Genomic DNA, 21,286 nt, shown 5'->3' on the forward strand with positions numbered 1-21,286 from the left:
TGTGAAATCTAATAGATATCGCGATAACAATTATCGCAATTAAAAAGAGGAGAAGGCCATGACACGCAAGTCCATCACCACCATTTCGGCAATCGCAGCTGCAGCCTCACTGTCGGTTGCGCTACCGGCGGCGGATGCCGCCGACATTATTCTTAAAGATCAATCCGTAAGAAACGTCGTTCTGGTTCACGGCGCGTTTGCTGACGGTTCCGGCTGGAAGGGTGTTTACGACAACCTGACGAAACGCGGTTATCGCGTCACCATCGTCCAGAACCCGTTGACGTCGCTTGCAGACGATGTCGCCGCCACCAAGCGTGCGCTTGAGCATCAGGATGGTCCGGTCATTCTCGTCGGTCATTCCTGGGGTGGCACGGTCATCACGGAGGCTGGCATTGATGAGAAGGTTGCGGGCCTCGTCTACGTCTCCGCTCTCTCCCCCGATGCCGGCGAGACGACGGCTCAGCAATACGAAGGCTTTGCGCCTGCTTCTGAATTCGTAATTGAGACCACAAAGGATGGTTTTGGCTATGTCAGCCCGGAAAAGTTCAAGGCGGGGTTCGCACATGACGTCAGCGACGCCGATGTTGCCTTCATGAGGGACGCGCAGGTTCCGATCAACATGTCGGCGTTCGGCACCAAGCTCGAAAATGCCGCTTGGCGTACCAAGCCCAGCTGGGCCGTCATTGCTACTGAAGACAAGGCCTTCGACCAGGCCATGTTGATCCACATGGCTGAGCGCATCAAGGCCAAGATCACCAAGGTGTCGGCAAGCCACGCCCTGTTCATGACGCAGCCGGCGGTCATCGCCGAGACCATTGATAAGGCTGCCAAGGCCGCGTCGGCGAAAAAGCAATGATCGACTTCGCGCCATCGGGACGGTCGAGACCCTCCCGATGGCGTCGAGACGAACCCGTTAAACAGATCGGCAGGCCCGATGCGAAATAACGGTAGGACGTCGGATCTCTGACCGAGATCCGTAAACATTTCCTTGTCTTAGCGTCCAGGACTCCACCAAATTTACCTGAAACAATTCACGGAGGATCTCACGTGAAACGGCATAGCCATGATAAAAATGCACCCGATACCACGTTTCACCCACATGACGCGGTCGGTGACGTCTACGACTTCATCGTCTGCGGCGCCGGCTCTAGCGGCTCGGTTGTCGCAGCGCGGCTGGCGGAGGATGGAAACGCGACCGTTCTGCTGATTGAAGCGGGCGGAGATGATGAATCCGAGACCGTATCGAACCCTGCTCAATGGCCACTCAATCTTGGATCGAACCGGGACTGGAGCTTTGTCGGACAGCCAGCGGCTGGCCTGGATGGCCGCCGACTTCCTCTGAGCATGGGCAAAGGGCTTGGGGGCGGTTCGAGCATCAACGTCATGGTATGGGCCAGGGGACATAAGGAAGACTGGAACCACTTTGCGGCCGAGGCCCGGGATGACGCCTGGGGCTATCAAGCGATCCTTGGCTACTATCGCCGGATAGAAAATTGGCAAGGCGTCCCGGACCCATCTCGTCGCGGTACCGGCGGGCCCGCCCATGTATCGCAGCCTGCGTCGCCGCAGCCAGTGGCGCAAGCGCTTTTGAGCGCTGCGTCAGCGATGGGCATTCCGGTCTTCGGTTCAACAAACGGCGAAATGATGGAGGCCGCTGGCGGCGCATCGATTGCTGAACTGCGTATCAGGGAGGGCAAGCGGGAAACGGTGTTTGAATCATACGTTCGTCCGCTGCTGTCGCGTCCAAATTTGACGGTGATAACGGAGGCGCTGGTTACGCGTCTCATCTTCGATGGTAAGCGGGTGAGAGGAGTCGAAGCTCTGATCGATGGTCGGCGACGCCAGTTCATGGCGCATTGCGAAACGGTGTTGTCGCTTGGAGCGATCAACACGCCAAAAGTCCTTATGCAGTCCGGTATCGGCCCGGAAGACGAACTGCATTCCCACGGCATTCCAGTCGTGCAACACCTGCCGGGCGTTGGTCGCAATCATCAGGATCATCTGGCCTTCGGCTGCACCTGGGCCTACCGAAAACCGGAAGCCATCGGCGGGAGCGGCTGCGAGGCAAATCTCTACTGGAAGAGTGACGCACGTCTGTCCCAGCCTGATATCCTCCAGTGCCAGTTGGAGTTCGCCGTTCCGTCGCCGCTTGAGTCCGGTCTCGAAACACCGGAGCACGGCTGGACAATGTTCAATGGTCTCGCCCAGCCGAAAAGCCGCGGCCGTTTGAGGCTCTCTGGCCCCAATATAAATGATCCCATCCTGATCGAACCGAATTCACTGGGTGAGCCGGAAGACACGGCCGCCGCGTTGGCCGCAGTCGAGTTGTGCCGCGAACTCGGAAACAGTGATAGCTTCAGACCTTTGGTAACGGGCGAAACCGCGCCTGGTCCGCGCGACAGATCAGGCATGATCGATTTCATCCGACGCTCGGCCGTCACCTATTGGCATCAATCCTGTACCGCCAAGATGGGACGCGACGCCATGTCGGTAGTTGACAACGAGCTCAAGGTCTACGGCGTCGAAGGCCTTCGCATCGCGGACTCCTCGATCATGCCGCGGATTACCACCGGCAACACGATGGCGCCGTGCGTGGTTATTGGAGAGAGGGCATCCGATTTGATCCGAAAGATGCATTTCCTAGGAAATTACTAAGGTTTGCTCAATCCATCTCGCATCACCGATCGAAAACTCGGCGGCCTGACTGCGTCGGCCGCCGAGTGCTTGCCGATGGGCAAAGCGATCGTTCAAATTGGAATGAGAGCTCAAAGCCAATGATATAAGGGTGATCCCAGCAGCTACGCTGCTCTCACGTCGTGCATCGCCTTTGCCAGATCCCTTGATGGCGGCAATCCGAACAGTCGTGCATATTCGCGACTGAACTGGTTTGGGCTTTCGTATCCCACACCATAAGCGATCGAAGTCGCGGAACCCTGACCGGCGATCAGCAGCGATCGAGCATGTAGAAGTCGGACCCGTTTCTGATATTGCAAAGGGCTGAGTGCCGTGACCGCCTTGAAGTGACGGTGAAACGCCGAAACGCTGAGCGCTGCCATCTCGGCAAGCGCCTCGACCCTGATCGTCTCCGCAAAGTTTTGACGGATCCAGTTGATCGCGATGCTGATGCGCGAGAGTGCGGTATCGGGCGAGGCGATGTCGCGCAGCATCCACCCGAGCGGTCCCTGTAGGACCCGAAACAGGATTTCCCGCTCATAGGCGGGTGAGAGTGCGGCGATTTCGTTCGGCCGCTCCATCAGCCGCAGCATGCGGACCCAGGCGTCGAGAAAATCTTCGTTGACCGGAGCGACGGAAAACCCAGACCCGAACAGCTCGCTGGACATATTGACCGGCAAATCTCGGATCAGTCCTGCAACGATCACAGGGTCAAGCGTCAGGCTCACTGCGAGATAGGGTTCGCCCGTCGCTGAAGGATGGACCGATCCAACGGCGGGAAGATCCACCGACATGACGAAATAGGTGGCCGGGTCATAATGGAACGTGCGCTCACCCACCGTCATCGTCTTCGAGCCAGTCAGGATCAGGTTGATCATCGGATCATAGACGGCGGCAAGCTTGTGTTCTGGGATTTCACCCTGAACCATCGCCACACGCGGAATACCCGTCTCGGTGCGCCGGTTATCGGCGACCGAGGCCAGCGCCCGTAGTTCCTGCAATTGCTTTTCCATGCTTCGATCCTGTCAGAGGCCATACTTTCGTGCAAGCCAAAAGCAGAAATAGGCAAGCTTCAGAGAGGAATGGGTGAGCAGCCGATGCGGCGCCGACGTAGCTTCAGGTCAACACGGACATGGAGCAAGAGAATGAAGATCGTCATCGTTACCGGCGGTATCAAGGTCAACGCAGTCGAGCCCGGCAGCGTGGCCACCGACCTCAACGGCAATAATGGCGCCCAGACCCCGGATGAGGGTGCCGCCAGTGCGATCCGGCTGGCAACGACCGGCCCCGACGGCCCGACGGGCGGCTTCTTCGGACACCATGGCACCCAGCCCTGGTGACCGCACACGCCTACTTCCCATCAAAGAAAGGAAATTCAAATGTCCCACAACCCATCAAGGGTCGACGTTATTGAGCGCCTTGTGGCCAAGAGCGACATCGGCCGTCTGGACGAGGAAGAGATTGATATGGTCGAGGCGAAGCTTGCCGAGGCTCGTGTCGAAGGACCGGCGCAGGGCATCGGGGGAAAGCTTGTCGTGCCAGACCTTGGTGCTGACGAAGAGGTCCGCGCGATTTATGCCGGAGGCCGCAAGCGCCGCGCCGACGGCGGCTTCATTGTCGTACATGGCGGCAGTATCGATGTGGTGAGAGCCGAGTTCAAGCCCGCTTTCGACCACCGGTCGGGCGGCATCGCCCGGCATCCGGAAAGTCCCCCAGTCCTGGCCGGGGGATCGCGACACCGTGAGTTTCAATCGTTCCATGATCGTTCCTATCAAGTTGCGGGGGACGCGGCGGCGGAGGCAGAAGCCGTCCGCCGCCCGTTTTCTCGCGGGCTTAAGCGGTCCTGCTCGCGGCCGCCTGCCGGACCAGCGCTTCGATTACCCGCTCAAGTGGCGTCTTCCCCCTGGCACGGTTTCCGCCCTCGGCCTTGAAGTCGATCCAGCCTTCGTTGAAGCCGTCGAGCATACGCATGCGCGGCTGCGGGTTACGCGAACCCTGAGCACGGAACAGGCCCTCCCAGTTGGCCCGCGGGACGATCTCCACCCGCACTGGATGCCCGAGCACCGACGCGAAGGCATTGGCGAGATCATTGGGCGAGACCCGTGCAGGACCTTCCAGTTCCACCACGCGCTTGCCGATCCATTGCTCGCGGATCAGATCTGCGGCGAGCCGGCCGATATCCTGCGTCGCCACCATGGCGAAGGTCTTGTCGGCAGGCTGGAGGAAGCTGTGCAGCACGCCTTCGTCGCGGGCTGAGGCCACGTCCCAGACCGCATTCTCCATGAACCAGCCGGGCCGCAGGAAGGTGACGGGAAGATCAAGCTCGCCGAGGGCTTCTTCCAGCTTCGTCCGCTGGCTCAACAGATTGTCCACTTCCGCATCGGCGCCGATGGTGGAGAGGCAGACAACCCTTTCCGGGCGGGCAGCAAGGAGAGCGGTCGTCAGCACTTCATTCTGCTTCGCCGCCTCCGGATAGCCAGGCGCCGGATCGAACTCCGACGGCGGCAGGATGAAGACGCCGGTGGCGCCCTTGAACGCGGCGGCAAGCTGCGTCGCGTCGCCCATGTCGGCAAAGGCGATCTCGCAACCGCGCTTGCGCCAGATTTCCGCCTTGGCGGGATCGCGCAGCACCGCACGGACCGGTTCTCCGGCTTCGATCAGGGCTTTCGCCAGCGCGCCGCCGACCTTGCCGGTAATTCCTGTAATCGCATACATGATATGTCTCCTGTTGTTGGGGGTCGGGAATGGATCAGGCGAGGCCGTCATAAAGGCGGCGCTCAAATGTGCCGTAGAGCTCTGCAAGGCCGGAGACTTCCGCGGTTCCGGCATGCCGCTGGCGCCATCCGGGCGCTGAGGAAGTATCTACGGGACGCAGAAAGATGATTCACGCGCATTAAAATCAAAGATAAGATGACTTCAAATCATCATGATAAGACGGTCGGCAAAGACCGACCTTGCGACGGAGAGAAGGCATGAGTTTCGACACGCGGCTGCTGACCGGGGTCGGCGTTTTCGGGGCGGTGATGGAAGCGGGCAATTTCGTGCGGGCCGCGGATGTTCTCGGCCTCACGCCATCGGGAGTCAGTCGTGCGGTAGCGCGGCTCGAACAACGCGTCGGCGTTAGATTGTTCGACCGCAATCCGCGCGAAGTTACGCTGACGGAAGAAGGCGCCCGCTTCCACGCAAAGATAATGCCGTTGCTTGCCGGGCTGGAGGAGGCGGCCTCCGAAGCCGCCGGTTCGGCGGCATTCGTCGGCGGGCGGCTAAGGGTTTCGATCGATCCCTGGTTCGCGCGCATGGTGCTGGCGCCGAGGATCGGTGAATTTCTGGCGCGCTATCCCGCTCTGACGCTCGATCTGACCTCCAGCAACTATCGCGAAGAGATGATGAGCGGCGCGGATGTCGCTGTGCGTTTTGGTCCGCCGGACGAATCGTCGCTGATCGCGCGCAAACTGCTGGACGTACCGGTGCTGACCTGTGCCGCCCCAGGCTATCTTGCCCGCCACGGAGTTCCAGCGACGCCCCACGACCTGATGCACCACGATTGCATCCTGTTTCGCGACCCGCAGACCGGGCGACCGTTCACCTGGGAATTCCAGGGGGACAACGGTGCCATCGAGATCAAGGCAGCGGGGCGGTTGGTCATGGACGATCCCTCCGCTGCCGTCGCGGCGTGTCTCGCGGGGCAAGGCATATTCCAGAGCTTTGCCATCGGTCTCGACGAGTGGCTTGAGAGCGGGACGCTCACGACGATCTTGACGGAATGGTCCGGCGAGCAGTTTCCGCTTTACGCCTATCATCCGTCACGCCACATGCCACCTGCCAAGGTGCGGGCTTTTCTGGACTTTGTTCAACGAATTGCGGCGACGTAGCGTAGGGCATTGATCGACTTTATCCGGCGCTCGGCCGTGACCTTTGGCATCGATCCTGCACAGGCAAAATGGGACGCGACAGCATGTCGGTGGTCGACAACGAGCTTAAGGTATACGGCATCGACGGTCTTCGCATTGCAGACTCTTCGATCATGCCGCGTATTACCACGGGCAATACAATGGCACCCTTGTCATCGGCGAACGGGCTGCAGATATGATCCGGGCTCAACAGGGCTTGTCGCCTTTTTAGGTCTTCGCTTCATACGGAATTTGACTGGTACCAAGGACATTGGTGTATGAAATCAGACTAATCGTAACTTTGAACGTTTCTGATGCAGCGTTTCTCGTGGCAAGTTATCGTCGCAACAAGTTTGTACAAGAATGCTCGGATATGATGTCAATCACTGCGAGTGTACTGGCTAGGCGCTCCACTAATCCTTCAGGACAGCCACGGCGAAATGGCCCAGCGCACGACAGTAGCGGCTCCATTGATTAACAATCGCCGCAAATTCCGTTGCCCCATTTTCGAGGTTTTCCCAAGCCGGGCCTTGCCACCAGTGGAATGCTGCCGCGGCGTCAGCCCCATCCATGCCGAGAAATCCCTGCCACGGACAAAGGTTTCCACAGGCGGTGCCAATGCTTCAAGGGCCGTTGCGACGATCGGTCCAACGCCGGGGATTGTCATCAGCCGTTTGGCGACATCATCTTCTCGTGCTCTCCCGGCGATCTCCTGATCCAGTTCCCGGATACTGTCGATCAGCGAGCGCAGCGTGGAAACCACGGTCAGGCACGGAAGGCGTGCTGGCTCTGGTAGCGCGGAGTGGGGATCCTCAACATCGGCGATCAGTGTGCCGACATGCGCCGATCCTTGTGGTACTACTCAACCGAACTCAGCCATATGGCCACGCAGGGCATTGATGATCTGCGTCTTTTGCCGCACCAGCAGATCGCGTACCCTGAAGACAGCGGCGGACGCCTGCCGGGTTTCGCTTTTAACCGCCACAAAGCGCATGGTCGGTCGCATTGCAGCTTCGCAAATCGCCTCCGCATCCGCCGCATCGTTCTTTTGCCGCTTGACGAAGGGCTTTACATATATCGGCGCGATCAGCCGAACCGTGTGTCCGAGTTTCGCAATCTCCCGTCCCCAGTGGTGGCTGCCGGCACAGGCCTCCATGGCCACCGTGCATCGATCGACCGTCGATAGGAATTGCAGCAGCTTGCTACGCGATATCCTTCAGCGAAGACCCACCGAGCCGTCCGCGCAAGCTGCATGCAGCTGGATGGTATTCTTGGCCAGGTCCAGGCCGACTATGCTAATCTTTTCCATGGACGCTTCCTCTCTTGATGGTTCCAACACAACCATTCTGGCACATGATGCCGTCGAGTGGGGGCGTCCACCCCATCGGTGTTGACTTAATATTAACTTGTACAGGTGGCCGCTTCTTGTGGCGGCCACCGCTTCAAGCTGCATCGTCTATTCCAGCTAAGCCGCCCGTTCCTCCGAGGCATTGGGCCGCCACTTAATCAGGCGATTTTCCACCACATCCAGTATTCGGTCGATCACGAGGACGAACACTGCCAGGATGATGATACCGGCGAAGACGCCGACTGCATCGAAATTGCCTTCTGCCTGGGCGATCAGGTAGCCAAGCCCCGCCGATGCACCAAGGTACTCGCCGATAATGGCGCCGACGACTGCGAATCCGACCGAAGTTCTCAAGGAAGACAGGATCCAACTTGCCGCTGCAGGGAAATAGACGTGGCGCAGAAGCTCGGACCGCTTGGCGCCAAGAATACGGGCGTTTGCCAGCACCACCGGGTTGACTTCGCGCACACCCTGCATCGCGTTGAAGAATGTAATGAAGAAAACGAGCGTCACAGCGAGCGCAACTTTCGACCATAGGCCCAGACCGAGCCAAAGCACGAAGATCGGGGCAAGCACGACGCGCGGGATGGCGTTCAAGCCCTTGATAAAGGGGTCAAGAATGCGAGCGGCACTACGGCTAAGACCAAGCCAGACGCCAGCAGCGACACCCAGACCGGTTCCGATAACATAGCCCAGAACGGTTTCCGTCAGCGTGATCGTCACATGGCGATAGAAATTGGGATCAATGACCCAACTGACGATCTGGTTGAAGATGTCCATAGGCGCAGGGAAAAAGAAAACATCGATGATGCCAACGGATACCCCCAGCTGCCAGCCCCCAAGAATGGCAAAAAGCAAGCCTAGTTGGATAAATCGTTCAGTCGCGACGTTCATAGCTCTTCTCCACTTCGCCGCGCAGCGACGCCCAAATATTGCGGTACAGATCCATGAAGCGCGGATCCAGTTTGATTTCGGCGACGTCGCGGGGACGCTCAAGATCGACGGGAAAGCTGTTGATAACCCGGCTGCGCGGTCCGGCAGCCAACACAGCCACCCGGTCGCCGAGAGCAATCGCTTCCTCCAGATCATGCGTAATCATGACCACGGCCCTGCGTTCCTCTTGCCACAGGCGCAAAAGCTCGTTCTGCATCAGATGGCGAGTATGGATATCGAGCGCCGAAAACGGTTCATCCATCAAAATGACCTTTGGACCGCTGATCAATGCCTGGGCCATCTGGACACGCTTTCGCTGACCGCCGGAAAGCTGATGGGGATATCGCTGTTCGAATCCCTTGAGACCTACCTTGGTGAGCCACGCGGTCGATCGCTCGCGACGTTCCAACGTGCCTACGCCCCGAAACAGGAGGCCGAGCTCGACGTTCTCGATGGCCGTTTTCCACGGCAACAGCGCATCCTGTTGGAACAGGTAGCCGATATCATTCTGAATACCCGAGACGCGATTGCCATCGATCGAGACGCTGCCGCTCGTCGGTTTGAGCAGCCCAGCAATTGCGTTCAGTATCGTACTCTTGCCGCATCCGGTCGGCCCGACGATGGCAAGGAATTCTCCGTCCGCTACCGTCAGATTGACGTCCTCCACCGCAACAAAAGTTCCGAAGGACATTGTCACGGAGTCGATGGCAACCATCGCCTTCTTTTGTTGCGGGGTGGGTTCCTCCACCACCGGTTTTACCACTGCCAAGGCCATCGCCTCCTCCTCAGTTCGTGCTGTTGCGCGGCGCTTTGTCGACGAAAGCGTTGGTGTATGTTTTCTTCAGATCGATTTCCGTTGCGGCAACCTTGTCGTTGAAACTCCTCAGAACAGCGAGCGGGGTTTCTACCTCAGCTTCGTTGAAGCGCCCATCCACGGAGAAGATCGGCTTGGCATTCGCGACAGCCTTCACGTAAGTCTCGCGGTCACCGGAAATGAAGGCTTCGGGAAGCTTCTGAACAATCTCCTCTGGGGAACTGTTGTTCATCCATTCCAAAGCTTTGACTGTTGCGTTGACGACTTTCTGAATCGTTTCGGGGTTCTCATCGATATAGGTTTGTGTGGCATAAAGAACGGAGGTCGGATAAATGCCCCCGTAGATCTCCTTAGCACCTTCATCGCTGCGCGCATCAATCAGGATCTTGCCAACGCCCTTGGCCTCGATGAATGTGGCAGCGGGATCATAATTGACCAGCAGATCAACTTTTCCCTGTTCGAGGGCGGCGACCGCAGCCGAGCCGGAGCCGACGCCGATCAGCGAAACATCGTCCGCCGAGAGCTTGTGGCGCTGCAAATAATAGCGAACGAAGAAATCCGATGAGGAGCCCGGGGCCGTAATGCCGATTTTCGCGCCCTTGATGGTTTCAGGCTTTGCCGGATCAAATGTCGAGTTCTTGCCGCCTGCAAGGACAAGACCGGAATTGCGCGCCAGCAACACAATACCAACCACGTCCTTCCTTTGTGCCTGCATCTGGATCGTATGATCGTAGAAGCCGACGGCTATGTCTGTGGAGCCTGCCACAAGCGCCTGCAAGGTCTTGGATCCGCCCGAGGCGAAATTCTCGACGGTGACTTCGAGCCCTTCCTTTTCATAGAGACCAAGGCCCGACGCTACGGGGAACGGCAAATTGTTCAGATTGTAAGAGCCGACGCTGATTCTGACGGGATCCGCAAATGCCGATCCGGCGAATACAACAGTAGCCGCGAGCGAGAGCATAAGTTTACGCATGGTATTTCCTCCCTGATGTGCGGCGCCCTCCCGGCCACCGCATTCAATTATGCCGCGCAAACCATTTGCGCGATAGGTTTTGCAAAGACCTGGCCCTCGAACAGACGGCGGGCTGTACGCAAAATGCCTGCGACTGTCTTGCCGTCCCGGGAGTCCAACTTTACCTCCAGGCGTCCGCTTGGATGTTCGAGAACGAGAACGACCGGGGGCTTGCGTCCGCCAATCAGTCTGGACGCAACGGTGTTGTCGCTGATGCAGGCCGTAGCAATACCGACGGCCCCTGTCGTGGCGAGCGAGGGATGGCACTGATGCGGCATGAAATAGCGCACATTCAGATCACCGCCGGCTTTTGGCTTCGAGATCAGTACCGGTTTCGGGGCAACCTGTGCCCTTACGTCGCCCATACCCATACGCTGGCCTGCCTGCAGCCTCAATTTTTCCAGCCGCTCGAGGAGAGCACTGTTTGCATTGAGCTCCGTCGCCGTTTCATAACCGTTTGCCCCGACGGCCGTGGCCTCAAGGATCATCATTGGCATGGCGCAATCGATACAGGTCACCTCTATGCCGTCGATGGTCTCGCGAGGCTGTCCAGTGGGGAAGAGCCTGCCAGTACGTGCACCAGCGGCATCCATGAATGTCAAGGCGATCGGCGCGGCGTGGCCGGGTACGCCGTCAATCGAAGCATCGCCAAGATAGGCGACCTGGCCCTCCGGCGTCGGAACCTCCGCCTCGATGAGCTTTCCTGTATTCACATTGTGTATTCGCACCCGCGTCGCCGGTCCGGTTACCTTGACGAGGCCGGCTTCGATGGCGAAGGGACCGACGGCGGCGAGCATATTGCCGCAATTGGGCGATGTGTCGACCATTTGCTGATCGGTGCGCACCTGGGCAAAGAGATAATCGACATCTGCTCCCGATACAGTCGCCGGTCCAACAATGGCAACTTTGCTCGTGACGGGATTGCCACCGCCGATGCCGTCGATTTGTAGCGGATCACCGGAACCCATTACGGATAACAGAATCTGGTCGCGCTGGCGCGGTTCTGAAGGGAGGTCCGACGCCAGGAAAAACGGGCCTTTGGACGTACCACCTCTCATCAAGACACAGGGTATACGAATGAGGTCATTCATGACTTGCCGCTCTTTTATTCATGCGCCTGACAGATCAATCTGTCGATTTCTTGCACTTTGCGGTAAAGTGATTGATATGTGAAATGCGAAGATTCGGAGGATTGATGTGTTATGAACATCAATTGTGAGATACTTGACCTGCGCGCGTTCTTAAGCGTCGTGGAACTGGTGAGTTTTCATCGGGCTGCCGAGGCGCTCAATCTCTCTCAGCCCGCGCTCAGTCGGCGCATCCAGAAACTGGAAATGGCGATCGGCGCTCCGTTGCTGGAGCGGACGACACGGCACGTCTCTTTGACAGCTTTGGGGACGGAATTACTTCCACTCGTTCGCCGCTTGTTGGAAGAATTCGACGGTTCGCTATTTGCCGTCCGCGATGTCGGCGTCAATCGGGGCGGTCTGGTCACGATTGCCTGCCTTCCAACCGCTGCGTTTTACTTCCTGCCGACTGTCATTCGGTTGTTCAATGAAGAACATCCCAATATCCGTTTCCGTATCCTTGATTTGCCTGCGACCGACGGCCTGCAGGCCGTTGCGCGGGGTGAGGTGGAGTTCGGCATCAACATCATGGGTACGTCCGATCCGGATCTGACGTTCGACCGTCTTGTTGAAGATCCGTTCGTTCTCGCGGCGCGGAACGATCATCCGCTTGCGGAAAAAGCGGAAGTGGGGTGGGCCGACCTGGAACCTTACCCTCTGATCACGGTTCACCGGTCAAGCGCGAACCGCACACTTCTCGATGCGGCCTTGGCGAAGTCGAATATCAAGCTTCGATGGTTCTATGAAGTAACGCACCTTTCGACGTCACTTGGTCTTGTCGAAGCCGGGCTTGGCATATCAGTGCTGCCGCAGATGGCAACGCCCCAAGGGGAACATGCTTTTCTCATTAGCCGCCCGATACGCAATCCGGCAATTTCAAGAACAATAGGCGTGGTGAGGCGTCGCGGAGGGACCTTGTCGCCGGCTGCAGAGCGATTCCTCAATATGCTAATTGGCACCTGGTCCGAAAGGTGAGTTCGAGTCTGGCAAGGTATGTGTAAATCAGCATCGAATGCTGACCCTCGAGCTGACTGCCGTTTTGGTATGTCGGAAGCAAATGTAGACATTCTACAATTGGTTCAGTACCGCCATCGGGTAGAGGTCGTCCCCGTATTGCTTGGCACTTCCTTTTTTCGTGGACCGCTCGGACGGGACAGTTCGAGGCCTGCAGTGCCCTGGCGGGGCCAATGTGCGTAAAGCCAGTGCTACATTGGACTTCCGCAGTATGTGACGGCTGGCAAGCCGTTACAAACTGCGGAAGCGGTGTGCCTCCAAGATCTACCTTCTTGCATGATCCATTCCTGTTATTTGCTTCGAAAATCGCATAATGCCTCAAGTGGAACCGCTTTTCTCTCGTGCTGAATATTGGAGAGTCTGATTCAAGGCGAAGGACTTCGGATCTCCAAACCAGGATCGGCCTGCACGCGGCCGATCCATCAACGGAACGATCACAATCAAAGAACGCGAACGTCTTCAGCTTCCGATTTCCCGGTCTTGCGATCCTGACCGATGTCGTAGCGCACTTTCTCTCCTTCACTCAGTGAGCCGCCGCCCTCCAAAGCAGACAAGTGTACAAACACGTCAGCTCCTCCATTTTCGGGTGTAATGAAGCCAAAACCTTTGTCTCCATTTAAAAACTTATCCGTGCCAGTGGGCATAAACAAATCCTCGACGCTTTCACGGCTGATCGCCGCTTTCAAACCTTTAAGACGGCGAAGTGTCATCCGCAATCTATTTACGGTGGCCAAACGTGCGCGGCGGAAGCTCAGGCCGAGAAACTGGAAACAGCGAACGCCGTACCACGCCGTGATCTTATTCCCGCCTTAGAGGTCGAGCGAGAATGGTCCGCCGTCCTGAGGGATGTCCCCGAAGCCGAGCTGTTACCGGCTGCGCATGTCCGGGTAGGGAACGGCTGATGGAACAGCCGGTCTCTTCAGGCAATATCTCCTCCTGTGAAACAGAAACTCACGCGACTTGCAGGTCGCACGAAAACATTCTTTGCCAGATCCACTCCGATCATCGTATCCTTCATCCGCCGTCCTCTCTGTTCTGTGGCCTACACCACGTAACCTTGGCACATTGCGATGCCGTTGGGGGAGACGGCAACCACCCCATCTGCCAAGGACAGGGCCGATGACAGGCGCGAACAGAGCGGGCCGGCTATGGATGGAGTTCTCATGAAGAAGACTGTCGTTAGAGTTGTCTGTGCCATCGGCCAAGCGGGGCAGCTCGGCCTCAAAGGCGGTCTTCCATGGGAAGGCGACCGGTCGCCTGAGTTCGTCGCTGACGTTGCACGGTTTTTCGACGTCACGAGAGGACACGTCTTGCTCGCCGGCCCCAAGACGATCGCGAGCGTTCCGGATTTTGCTCGCGCGGATCGGGAACTTGTCGTCGTTCGCTCCAGCATGGATCCCGAGCACACACTCAGGCGCTTTGCTGGCCGTGTCGTCTTCATCGGCGGCGGCCCACCGGTCTGGGAGGCTTACGCACGCTTCGTAAGCCACTGGGATGTCACGCGGCTGCCCTATGACGGGCCGGCGGACCGATGGTTCGATGCAAGATGGCTTACGGGTGGGGTCAGAACAAGGGTTGCTCGAAATCGTACGCTAAGGTCGAACGGACCATGACCAGTTGTCTCAGTTGCGCATGATAGTCAGTCGGCTACCTTGATTTCCGTAGTCTGACCAGTCGGAGACTGGGGAGGCGCGCTAGCCGCAAGTCCGCACGATCGATCGGACGAATTGGTTCTTCGGTGCGAGCATCACGACTAGTCGGGTTGAATGGAACCGCTTTCGTAACGGTGCGTTTCTGGAAGCTTAGATCGGACCCTACTGGCATTCCGCCCGCACTCCCGAACCGGAAAGAAAATCATGAGAACGATGCTAATCGCAATCGGCGTCCTGGCCGCCGCAATGGTGGCGGCTTTCGCTGCCGAGCCCGTCAAGATGATGGACACGAAAATGGGTAAGGTGATGGCCACTGAGAAAGGCATGGCGCTCTATACATTCGACAAGGATGCAAAGGGCAAATCGAACTGCAACGCTGATTGCCTGAAGAAGTGGCCAGCGTTTCATGCCGATGCCAAAGCCAAGGCGGAAGGCGAGTGGTCGCTGGTCAAGGCGGCGGACGGCAAGGAAATGTGGGCCTATGAGGGCAAGCCGCTTTACACCTATGCCGAAGATAAAAAAGCCGGTGAAATGAGCGGCGATGGTGTTGGCGGCGTTTGGCATATAGCCAAATAAAACCGCGCTGCATAAAGCTGGGGCGGTCTTGGATCGCCCCTTCTCCCAAAGAGGCAGTTAAGCGGGCACATGACGCTTAATGCTATCTGCGGCAATCTGCTTTGTTCCTGTACAAATAGTCAAATTCTAACTGGGACGCCTCGCTAATGGAAAACGTATATTTCAAATCGGTGACCGTTGAGTCGGCATATCCCGGCAAACTACAGAACATCAGTTCGGTCGGTACGGCGGTCAAATTTCTCTTGAATGAATGGCCAGGGAAACCGGGAAAGCTTCACGGTTTGGCGCGACAAGCGTGTCTGGAGGCGCTGGATGGCACTGTGACCGGCGACATGGCAAGGTCGGCTTTTCTCGAGGCTGCCACGGAAGCAAATATCTATGTCGAGAACACCAGTTGGGTGCATTATTAGCCGGACGATGACAAGGTGATACGGGTCAGCGCTGCTTCTCGGCACAGCCTGGCGCCATCGGATCCAGTGCTCGCCAGCGATGTTCAGCTCGGCCGCCGCAATCTGGAGAAGAAGGCGACGTAGGATTTGCGCTGACCTCAGAAGCCGGGCTGAATGACGGATTGCGCTTTCCGTTTGTACATCTTTCCGTGGCGATCTCGCTTGCTTCCGCCGCAGGAGAACCATGGTGTCGCAAATGCTCATTGATGTCTTCTGAGGGCTTGCCGCGGTTTGTTGGTTTGGGGTGGCTGGCACGCACCGGCGACGGGTTGGTCGCGCTGGAACCACCTGTGTGATTATGGATTGATCCAATGGCCAACGGATATGGTTTGTCGGCGTGTTTGTCACAGCCCTCACCCTGAGAGCGGCGGAAAGGGAAAGCCGGTATCATGAAAACGGCAGCGTATTTGTGTGAGATTTGCAGGGGTTGCGTTGCTACGACAAACTTAAGTCCATGCGGGCCCTTTTTGTTTCATCGCCGCCTCGCGCCGTGCTTATCTGCTTCGTTTGGGTCTTCCCGGCGTGGCCCCGGCGCGTTAGATTGGCGACTTGTGCGCCACGCAATGCGCCAAGCTTCCTTGCTCGATAGTCTCGGCTTGCGGTCGATAAATGCAACGACGATGCCGGCTAACGCGCAGAAAACTGGTACCGCAACGGACATACAAAGAAGCAAGACAATTTCGTCCATGATCCCATCCCCGCGACACAAACGATGTTATGCGGACAAGAATAGGCATTCCTCGGTCTCAGTCCCTCCGTTGCGAAATGTACAGGCCTGCCATCGCCAAGACCACGGCGAAGGCGATCAGCGCGGTCGCTTGCAAATCTGTCATGTTGGCCTCCTATCATGCTCAAGAGAGACGCCGAAACGAGCTCTTTCGCCTGCATCACCTTGCGAGGCACCCTCATCGTGCCCAGGCGCCAAAAGGTCGTGCTTATGGGCAAAGGCGACGAACAAGCCCCGTGCCGTCTGCGCTTCGATCTCTCCAGACAGCGCTGCCCTGCACGCGTTAATCGCCAACGTACGCGCAGGGTCGGTTTTCGATGAATGCCATTCGCCGAGCAGCGCATAGGCTTCTGCTACGGTTCTGACCTGAGTTGGGAAACCGAGCCCGACAATCAGGGTGACGGGCTCTTCGAAGACGTTGTATTCCATAAGCTCCTCCAATGTTGCAGGTTGGCGTTCGACCGGGCGAGCCAATTCAAGTCCGTTTCGAACGTGCGCTGCGCCGTTCCGAGACGTGGCGTCATAAGCCGAAACTCGTTCAACTCCGCGCCCTCGCCAGCTGGTGCTTAAGCGCCGCCGCCAAGACTGATGTCGCCCGGCATGTCTCCATCGAACAGATCTCCTCATTTTCTTCTCCCAAATGATGAACAGTATTCTCCAAGCCCGGTAAGCAAGCCTCCTAGCGAATAATCAGGAACAGCTTCGTTCCACCGCGCACAAGATCGAACGCGAGCGTGCCTTTTGCGTCACGCAATGCCTCTGTCAGTTCTGCGACCGAGGAGATTGGCCGGCGGTTGACGGCGACAATCACGTCGCCAGATTTCAAGCCTGATTGAGCCGCGGCGCTGCCTTCCTCAATGTGTTCGACGACAACGGTTCCTCCCGCGTCCCGAAACTCAGCGCCCTCAAGGCGATTGGGAAGGACTTCGGCCTCCTCAACTGCGCCGCCCGCTTCGATGCGCAGGGTCACGGATTTATGCACGCCATCGCGCATATAGTCGATGTCGATGTCCGAGCCGACCGGGGCGAGTCCGACGCGGTTGCGCAGGTCGGCCGAACTGGAAATGCGATGCTTATCGACGCTCATGATGACATCACCCGCCTGAAGGCCAGCGCTCGCGGCGGGGGAGCCTTGTTCAACGCGGCTGACCACCACGCCGGAACTCTCGGTAAGACCGAGCGCCTGCGCCAAATCCGGGGTGACGTCTTGAATGGCAACGCCGATGCGCCCGCGACGTACCTCGCCGTGGTCGACGAGCTGCTGCATTACAGTGGAGGCCATGGCGATCGGCACCGCAAACCCGATGCCGACATTGCCCCCGGCCGGGGCGATAATCGCCGTATTGATTCCGATCAATTTACCGTCGGCCGTAACCAGGGCGCCGCCGGAATTGCCGGGATTGATCGAGGCATCGGTTTGGATAAAGTCTTCGTAACCTTCGATATTGATGCCGCTGCGGCCAAGCGCGCTGACGATGCCGGAGGTCACTGTCTGGCCGAGACCAAAGGGATTGCCGATCGCCACCACAGTGTCACCGACCCGAAGCGTGTCGGAATTGCCAAATGGAAGAGCCTTCAATTGTGGAGCTTTGATCTTGATCAGCGCGATGTCAGTTGCCTTGTCGCTGCCGACGAGCGTGGCGACAAAGCGACGCCTATCCTTCAGGGTTACCGAGATTTCGCCAGCGGCAGCCACGACATGATGATTGGTAAGGATGTAGCCCTTTTCGGCATCAACGATCACGCCGGATCCGGCGCTCAAACGCTGTTGCATTTCAGGCAGGTTGAAATAACGGCGGAAAAACGGATCGTTGTAGAGAGGATTCGTCTCAGCGGATGAGCCGGACTTCACCGCGATGTTGACAACGGCGGGCGTCACCCCCTCCAGCACATCGGCAAGCGGGCGCTGCTCACTCTCACCAATGGCAGGTTGTGACTGCGCCGCTGCCACCGGAAGGGGTGCCGGTGAGAGGAGGGGAACAAGTGCGGCGAACACGTAAAGATATTCGGACGAACGCATGACCATTTTAGCCCTCCAAGTCCTTTGATCCTCCTTTCGACGTCAATCGGCGGTCGGGTCTGCCCTGAGGTTCAGGTTTCTTCTCCGTCAATGTGTGCCAGGCGAAACGGCACGCTGCCAATCCGTCAATCCCGAATTATCCATTTTGACGTCCTGTTGCAAAAACTTCTGTGCGGCGAGAACCATGATTGCATAGGCGGCCTTGCGACGATCCCAGCCTGCCGCCTTTGTCTGATCGAGCAGATCGGTCAGAATCGGGTCGAGCACAGCCTTGAGGTCCGTCTCGTAGCAAAGATCCGAGGCTTGACGCTGCGGCGGCGAAAACTCGGCGATGTTCAGCATATTCATGGCACCACACACCTCTTCATGGCACACACCTCACGCTTGGCGGCTGCGCCCGCCTGGCGGGCGCAGCCTTCCTCGTCAGAAGTCCATGCCACCTGCCGGCATGGCAGGGACTGGCGCTTCCTTCCTCGGCTTCTCGGCAACCATCGCCTCGGTGGTCACCAGCAGGCCGGCGACCGAGGCCGCATCCTGCAGGGCGGTGCGTACCACCTTGGCCGGGTCGATCACACCCTGGCTGTAGAGATCACCGAACTCATCGGTCTGGGCATTCCAGCCAAAGCCGAACTCCGCGGCCTCGCGCAGCTTGCCGACAATGATTGAGCCTTCGGCACCGGCATTCTCGGCGATCTGGCGAACCGGAGCTTCGATCGCGCGGCGCACGATCTCGATGCCGGTTTTCTGGTCAGCATTGTCGAACCGGACGTCGTCAAGCGCTTTGGCGGCACGAAGCAATGCTACACCGCCCCCGGGCAGCACACCTTCCTCGACTGCCGCTCGAGTTGCGTGCATGGCATCGTCAACGCGGTCCTTGCGCTCCTTGACCTCGACCTCCGTCGAGCCGCCGACACGGATGACGGCCACGCCGCCGGCGAGCTTTGCCAGACGCTCCTGCAGCTTTTCACGGTCGTAGTCCGAGGTGGTTTCCTCGATCTGTGCCCTGATCTGAACAATGCGGCCCTGGATCTCGTTCTTCGAGCCGGCGCCATCGACAATCGTGGTGTTTTCCTTCTCGATCACCACCTTCTTGGCCCTGCCCAGCATTTCCAGGGTGACGGTTTCAAGCTTGATGCCAAGATCCTCCGAGACAGCAGTGCCGCCAGTGAGGATAGCGATGTCTTCCAGCATCGCCTTGCGCCGGTCACCAAACCCCGGCGCCTTGACGGCTGCGACCTTCAGACCGCCACGCAGCTTGTTGACGACGAGCGTGGCAAGGGCCTCGCCCTCGACGTCCTCGGCGATGATCAGCAGCGGCTTTGCTGACTGGACCACGGCCTCCAGCACGGGAAGGAGTGCCTGCAGGTTGGAGAGTTTTTTCTCGTGAATGAGGATATAGGGTTCGTCGAACTCGACGCGCATTTTCTCCTGGTTGGTTACAAAATAGGGAGAAAGATAGCCGCGATCGAACTGCATGCCTTCGACGACCTCGAGCTCCGTCTCGGCGGTCTTGGCCTCTTCAACGGTGATGACGCCTTCGTTGCCGACTTTTTGCATTGCTTCGGCAAGGAAGCGCCCGATCTCGGCATCACCATTGGCGGAGATGGTGCCAACCTGGGCGATCTCGCCGTTCTGGGTCACCTTGCGGGCATTCTTCTTTAGGTCCTCGACCACAGCATCGACGGCCTTGTCGATGCCGCGCTTCAGGTCCATCGGGTTCATACCCGATGCCACCGCCTTCGCACCCTCCTTGACAATCGCCTGGGCAAGGACGGTCGCCGTCGTCGTACCGTCGCCAGCGATGTCGCTGGTCTTGGACGCCACCTCGCGCACCATCTGTGCGCCCATGTTCTCGAACTTGTCCTCAAGCTCGATCTCTTTGGCCACGGTTACGCCGTCCTTGGTGATGCGCGGAGCGCCGTACGACTTGTCGATAACGACATTGCGTCCCTTGGGTCCGAGCGTGACCTTCACGGCGTTGGCCAGAATATCAACCCCACGCAACATTTTTTCGCGGGCCTCGGAATGGAATTTCACTTCTTTGGCAGCCATTGTTCTACTCCTTTCTAGACAGCACGTTTGCCCGAATCCTCAGGCACATCAGGCCGCCTCTTTAGCCGCGGTTTCGACTTCAATCACACCCATGACGTCGGACTCCTTCATGATCAGGAGATCCTCACCCTTGAGCTTGATCTCGGTGCCGGACCATTTGCCGAACAGGATGCGGTCGCCGATCTTGACGTCGAGCGGCTGCAATTGGCCGCTTTCGTCGCGGGCGCCGGGACCCGTGGCGATAACCTCGCCTTCCTGCGGCTTTTCCTTGGCAGTTTCGGGAATGATGATGCCGCCGGCCGTCTTTTCTTCGGCCTCGATGCGGCGGACCAGAATACGGTCATGCAATGGACGGAACGTCATGTCGTTCTCCTCTTTAGACAAACAGATTTTGAGGTTCCTCCGCGCCGCAACCGAAGCGGGTCCGGCGCGGGTCGCGCAATCCTTTCCGGCATCGCGCGCATAACGAGTTGGTTTCACATATTTAGCATTTCAAGAGGGCAATGAAAAAAATTTAGCACTCGACATGGGAGAGTGCTAATGACATGGATTCACACAACGAATCCTTCCTGAACCGATCGCCTGGCCGTTGAAGTTTTGCCAGATTTTCACAGAACCTTCATCCGCGTAGGAGCAGCTGGAATAATCCCCTCGCTTGACGTCAGGTCATGCTCGAAGCGGTCAATGCTTTTCAGATCTCCTGGCCGGTTTTTGCGTACGGGACACCACGCCGTTCAGCTTCCTTGACCATCATCGCAACAATGTCGTTAAACGGAATGCGGACAAACCGCCCGGCGTAAAACCTGGCGATCGCCTCGATATCGATCCGTCCAAAGCCTTCCGGCAACGCCTCCATATCTGTGGCGATCTGTTGCTCTAGTTTGATCCTGTCATTCATTGCTGCGCCTCCATAGGAGATGGTGCCCCGCCGGCTCGCCAGCAACCTGCAGCGCCCACCTCCACATCGACTGCTGTCTTCGGTTAGCTTCGATGCGGTTA

Annotated in this window: 21 protein-coding genes and 3 pseudogenes; 9 read left to right on the forward strand and 15 right to left on the reverse strand. The window is 58.1% G+C overall.

The genetic code is table 11. From position 1 onward, the window contains the following. The first annotated feature begins 58 nt into the window (after positions 1-58). Positions 59-856 (forward strand): alpha/beta fold hydrolase, encoded by a 798-nt coding sequence (locus CU103_RS21880; RefSeq protein WP_106666164.1) that lies wholly within the window; start codon positions 59-61, stop codon positions 854-856. Positions 857-1,047: 191 nt separating this feature from the next. Further along, a complete protein-coding gene (locus CU103_RS21885; RefSeq protein WP_106666165.1) occupies positions 1,048-2,655 on the forward strand; it encodes a GMC family oxidoreductase in 1,608 nt (535 codons plus the stop codon). 143 nt (positions 2,656-2,798) lie between these two features. Here CU103_RS21885 and CU103_RS21890 read toward each other — a convergent pair whose 3' ends face one another. Beyond that, the gene (locus CU103_RS21890) at positions 2,799-3,686 is read right to left on the reverse strand and encodes an AraC family transcriptional regulator (RefSeq protein ID WP_106666166.1); all 888 of its coding nucleotides are present in this window, start codon (positions 3,684-3,686) and stop codon (positions 2,799-2,801) included. Positions 3,687-3,818: 132 nt separating this feature from the next. Here CU103_RS21890 and CU103_RS21895 point away from each other — a divergent pair, with 132 nt between their 5' ends. Continuing rightward, positions 3,819-4,013, forward strand: coding sequence for a Rossmann-fold NAD(P)-binding domain-containing protein (locus CU103_RS21895; protein WP_210203819.1), 195 nt, complete (start codon positions 3,819-3,821; stop codon positions 4,011-4,013). Positions 4,014-4,121: 108 nt separating this feature from the next. Here CU103_RS21895 and CU103_RS21900 read toward each other — a convergent pair. Together CU103_RS21900 and CU103_RS21905 are read right to left on the reverse strand one after the other, a co-directional pair. Beyond that, a pseudogene (locus CU103_RS21900) lies at positions 4,122-4,425 on the reverse strand (aldo/keto reductase); the annotation flags it as partial. An 81-nt stretch (positions 4,426-4,506) separates the two neighbouring features. Beyond that, a complete protein-coding gene (locus tag CU103_RS21905) occupies positions 4,507-5,388 on the reverse strand; it encodes an NmrA family NAD(P)-binding protein (RefSeq protein WP_106666167.1) in 882 nt (293 codons plus the stop codon). Between the two features lie 257 nt (positions 5,389-5,645). Here CU103_RS21905 and CU103_RS21910 point away from each other — a divergent pair, with 257 nt between their 5' ends. Both CU103_RS21910 and CU103_RS32855 read left to right on the forward strand, forming a co-directional pair. Further along, positions 5,646-6,545, forward strand: a complete 900-nt coding sequence (locus tag CU103_RS21910; protein ID WP_106666168.1) for a LysR family transcriptional regulator — start codon at positions 5,646-5,648, stop codon at positions 6,543-6,545. Continuing rightward, positions 6,546-6,795: pseudogene (locus CU103_RS32855) on the forward strand (GMC oxidoreductase); the annotation flags it as partial. It abuts the gene before it with no gap. 219 nt (positions 6,796-7,014) lie between these two features. On the opposite strand, the pseudogene CU103_RS32155 reads toward CU103_RS32855, so the two are convergent. The 5 genes and pseudogenes from CU103_RS32155 to CU103_RS21940 form a co-directional block, all read right to left on the reverse strand. After that, a pseudogene (locus tag CU103_RS32155) lies at positions 7,015-7,872 on the reverse strand (IS110 family RNA-guided transposase); the annotation flags it as partial. Positions 7,873-8,028: 156 nt separating this feature from the next. Beyond that, entirely contained in the window at positions 8,029-8,805 is a 777-nt protein-coding gene (locus CU103_RS21925) for an ABC transporter permease (protein ID WP_106666170.1), read from the reverse strand. After that, on the reverse strand, positions 8,789-9,619 hold the full coding sequence (locus CU103_RS21930) for an ABC transporter ATP-binding protein (protein WP_106666171.1): 831 nt from the start codon (positions 9,617-9,619) through the stop codon (positions 8,789-8,791). The genes CU103_RS21925 and CU103_RS21930 overlap by 17 nt, the downstream gene beginning before the upstream one ends. A gap of 10 nt (positions 9,620-9,629) precedes the next feature. After that, on the reverse strand, positions 9,630-10,631 hold the full coding sequence (locus CU103_RS21935) for an ABC transporter substrate-binding protein (RefSeq protein ID WP_106666172.1): 1,002 nt from the start codon (positions 10,629-10,631) through the stop codon (positions 9,630-9,632). Positions 10,632-10,678: 47 nt separating this feature from the next. Then, positions 10,679-11,761, reverse strand: coding sequence for a 4-oxalomesaconate tautomerase (locus CU103_RS21940; protein ID WP_106666173.1), 1,083 nt, complete (start codon positions 11,759-11,761; stop codon positions 10,679-10,681). A gap of 111 nt (positions 11,762-11,872) precedes the next feature. Here CU103_RS21940 and CU103_RS21945 point away from each other — a divergent pair, with 111 nt between their 5' ends. Next, on the forward strand, positions 11,873-12,772 hold the full coding sequence (locus CU103_RS21945; protein WP_106666174.1) for a LysR family transcriptional regulator: 900 nt from the start codon (positions 11,873-11,875) through the stop codon (positions 12,770-12,772). 479 nt (positions 12,773-13,251) lie between these two features. On the opposite strand, the gene CU103_RS21950 is transcribed toward CU103_RS21945, so the two are convergent. Then, positions 13,252-13,455: a cold-shock protein gene (locus tag CU103_RS21950; protein WP_106666329.1), complete on the reverse strand. Its 204-nt coding sequence runs from the start codon at positions 13,453-13,455 to the stop codon at positions 13,252-13,254. 519 nt (positions 13,456-13,974) lie between these two features. Here CU103_RS21950 and CU103_RS21955 point away from each other — a divergent pair. From CU103_RS21955 to CU103_RS21965, 3 genes are all read left to right on the forward strand, one after another. Continuing rightward, positions 13,975-14,424: a thymidylate synthase family protein gene (locus CU103_RS21955; RefSeq protein WP_106666330.1), complete on the forward strand. Its 450-nt coding sequence runs from the start codon at positions 13,975-13,977 to the stop codon at positions 14,422-14,424. A gap of 243 nt (positions 14,425-14,667) precedes the next feature. Continuing rightward, on the forward strand, positions 14,668-15,039 hold the full coding sequence (locus tag CU103_RS21960) for a COG4315 family predicted lipoprotein (protein ID WP_106666175.1): 372 nt from the start codon (positions 14,668-14,670) through the stop codon (positions 15,037-15,039). Between the two features lie 146 nt (positions 15,040-15,185). Beyond that, positions 15,186-15,449: a DUF982 domain-containing protein gene (locus CU103_RS21965; RefSeq protein ID WP_106666176.1), complete on the forward strand. Its 264-nt coding sequence runs from the start codon at positions 15,186-15,188 to the stop codon at positions 15,447-15,449. Between the two features lie 868 nt (positions 15,450-16,317). Here the strand turns inward: CU103_RS21965 and CU103_RS21975 are convergent. The 6 genes from CU103_RS21975 to CU103_RS22005 form a co-directional block, all read right to left on the reverse strand. Then, positions 16,318-16,644 (reverse strand): DUF982 domain-containing protein, encoded by a 327-nt coding sequence (locus CU103_RS21975; protein WP_106666177.1) that lies wholly within the window; start codon positions 16,642-16,644, stop codon positions 16,318-16,320. A gap of 250 nt (positions 16,645-16,894) precedes the next feature. Continuing rightward, on the reverse strand, positions 16,895-18,241 hold the full coding sequence (locus CU103_RS21985) for a DegQ family serine endoprotease (RefSeq protein ID WP_106666179.1): 1,347 nt from the start codon (positions 18,239-18,241) through the stop codon (positions 16,895-16,897). An 81-nt stretch (positions 18,242-18,322) separates the two neighbouring features. After that, entirely contained in the window at positions 18,323-18,583 is a 261-nt protein-coding gene (locus CU103_RS21990; RefSeq protein WP_210203822.1) for a hypothetical protein, read from the reverse strand. Positions 18,584-18,658: 75 nt separating this feature from the next. Next, the gene (gene groL / locus CU103_RS21995; protein WP_106666180.1) at positions 18,659-20,287 is read right to left on the reverse strand and encodes a chaperonin GroEL; all 1,629 of its coding nucleotides are present in this window, start codon (positions 20,285-20,287) and stop codon (positions 18,659-18,661) included. Between the two features lie 48 nt (positions 20,288-20,335). Continuing rightward, a complete protein-coding gene (locus CU103_RS22000; RefSeq protein WP_106666181.1) occupies positions 20,336-20,650 on the reverse strand; it encodes a co-chaperone GroES in 315 nt (104 codons plus the stop codon). A gap of 328 nt (positions 20,651-20,978) precedes the next feature. Further along, the gene (locus CU103_RS22005; protein WP_106666182.1) at positions 20,979-21,185 is read right to left on the reverse strand and encodes a hypothetical protein; all 207 of its coding nucleotides are present in this window, start codon (positions 21,183-21,185) and stop codon (positions 20,979-20,981) included. Positions 21,186-21,286 lie beyond the last annotated feature (101 nt).

The organism is Phyllobacterium sophorae (assembly GCF_003010965.1).
Taxonomy (GTDB): Bacteria; Pseudomonadota; Alphaproteobacteria; order Rhizobiales; family Rhizobiaceae; genus Phyllobacterium; species Phyllobacterium sophorae.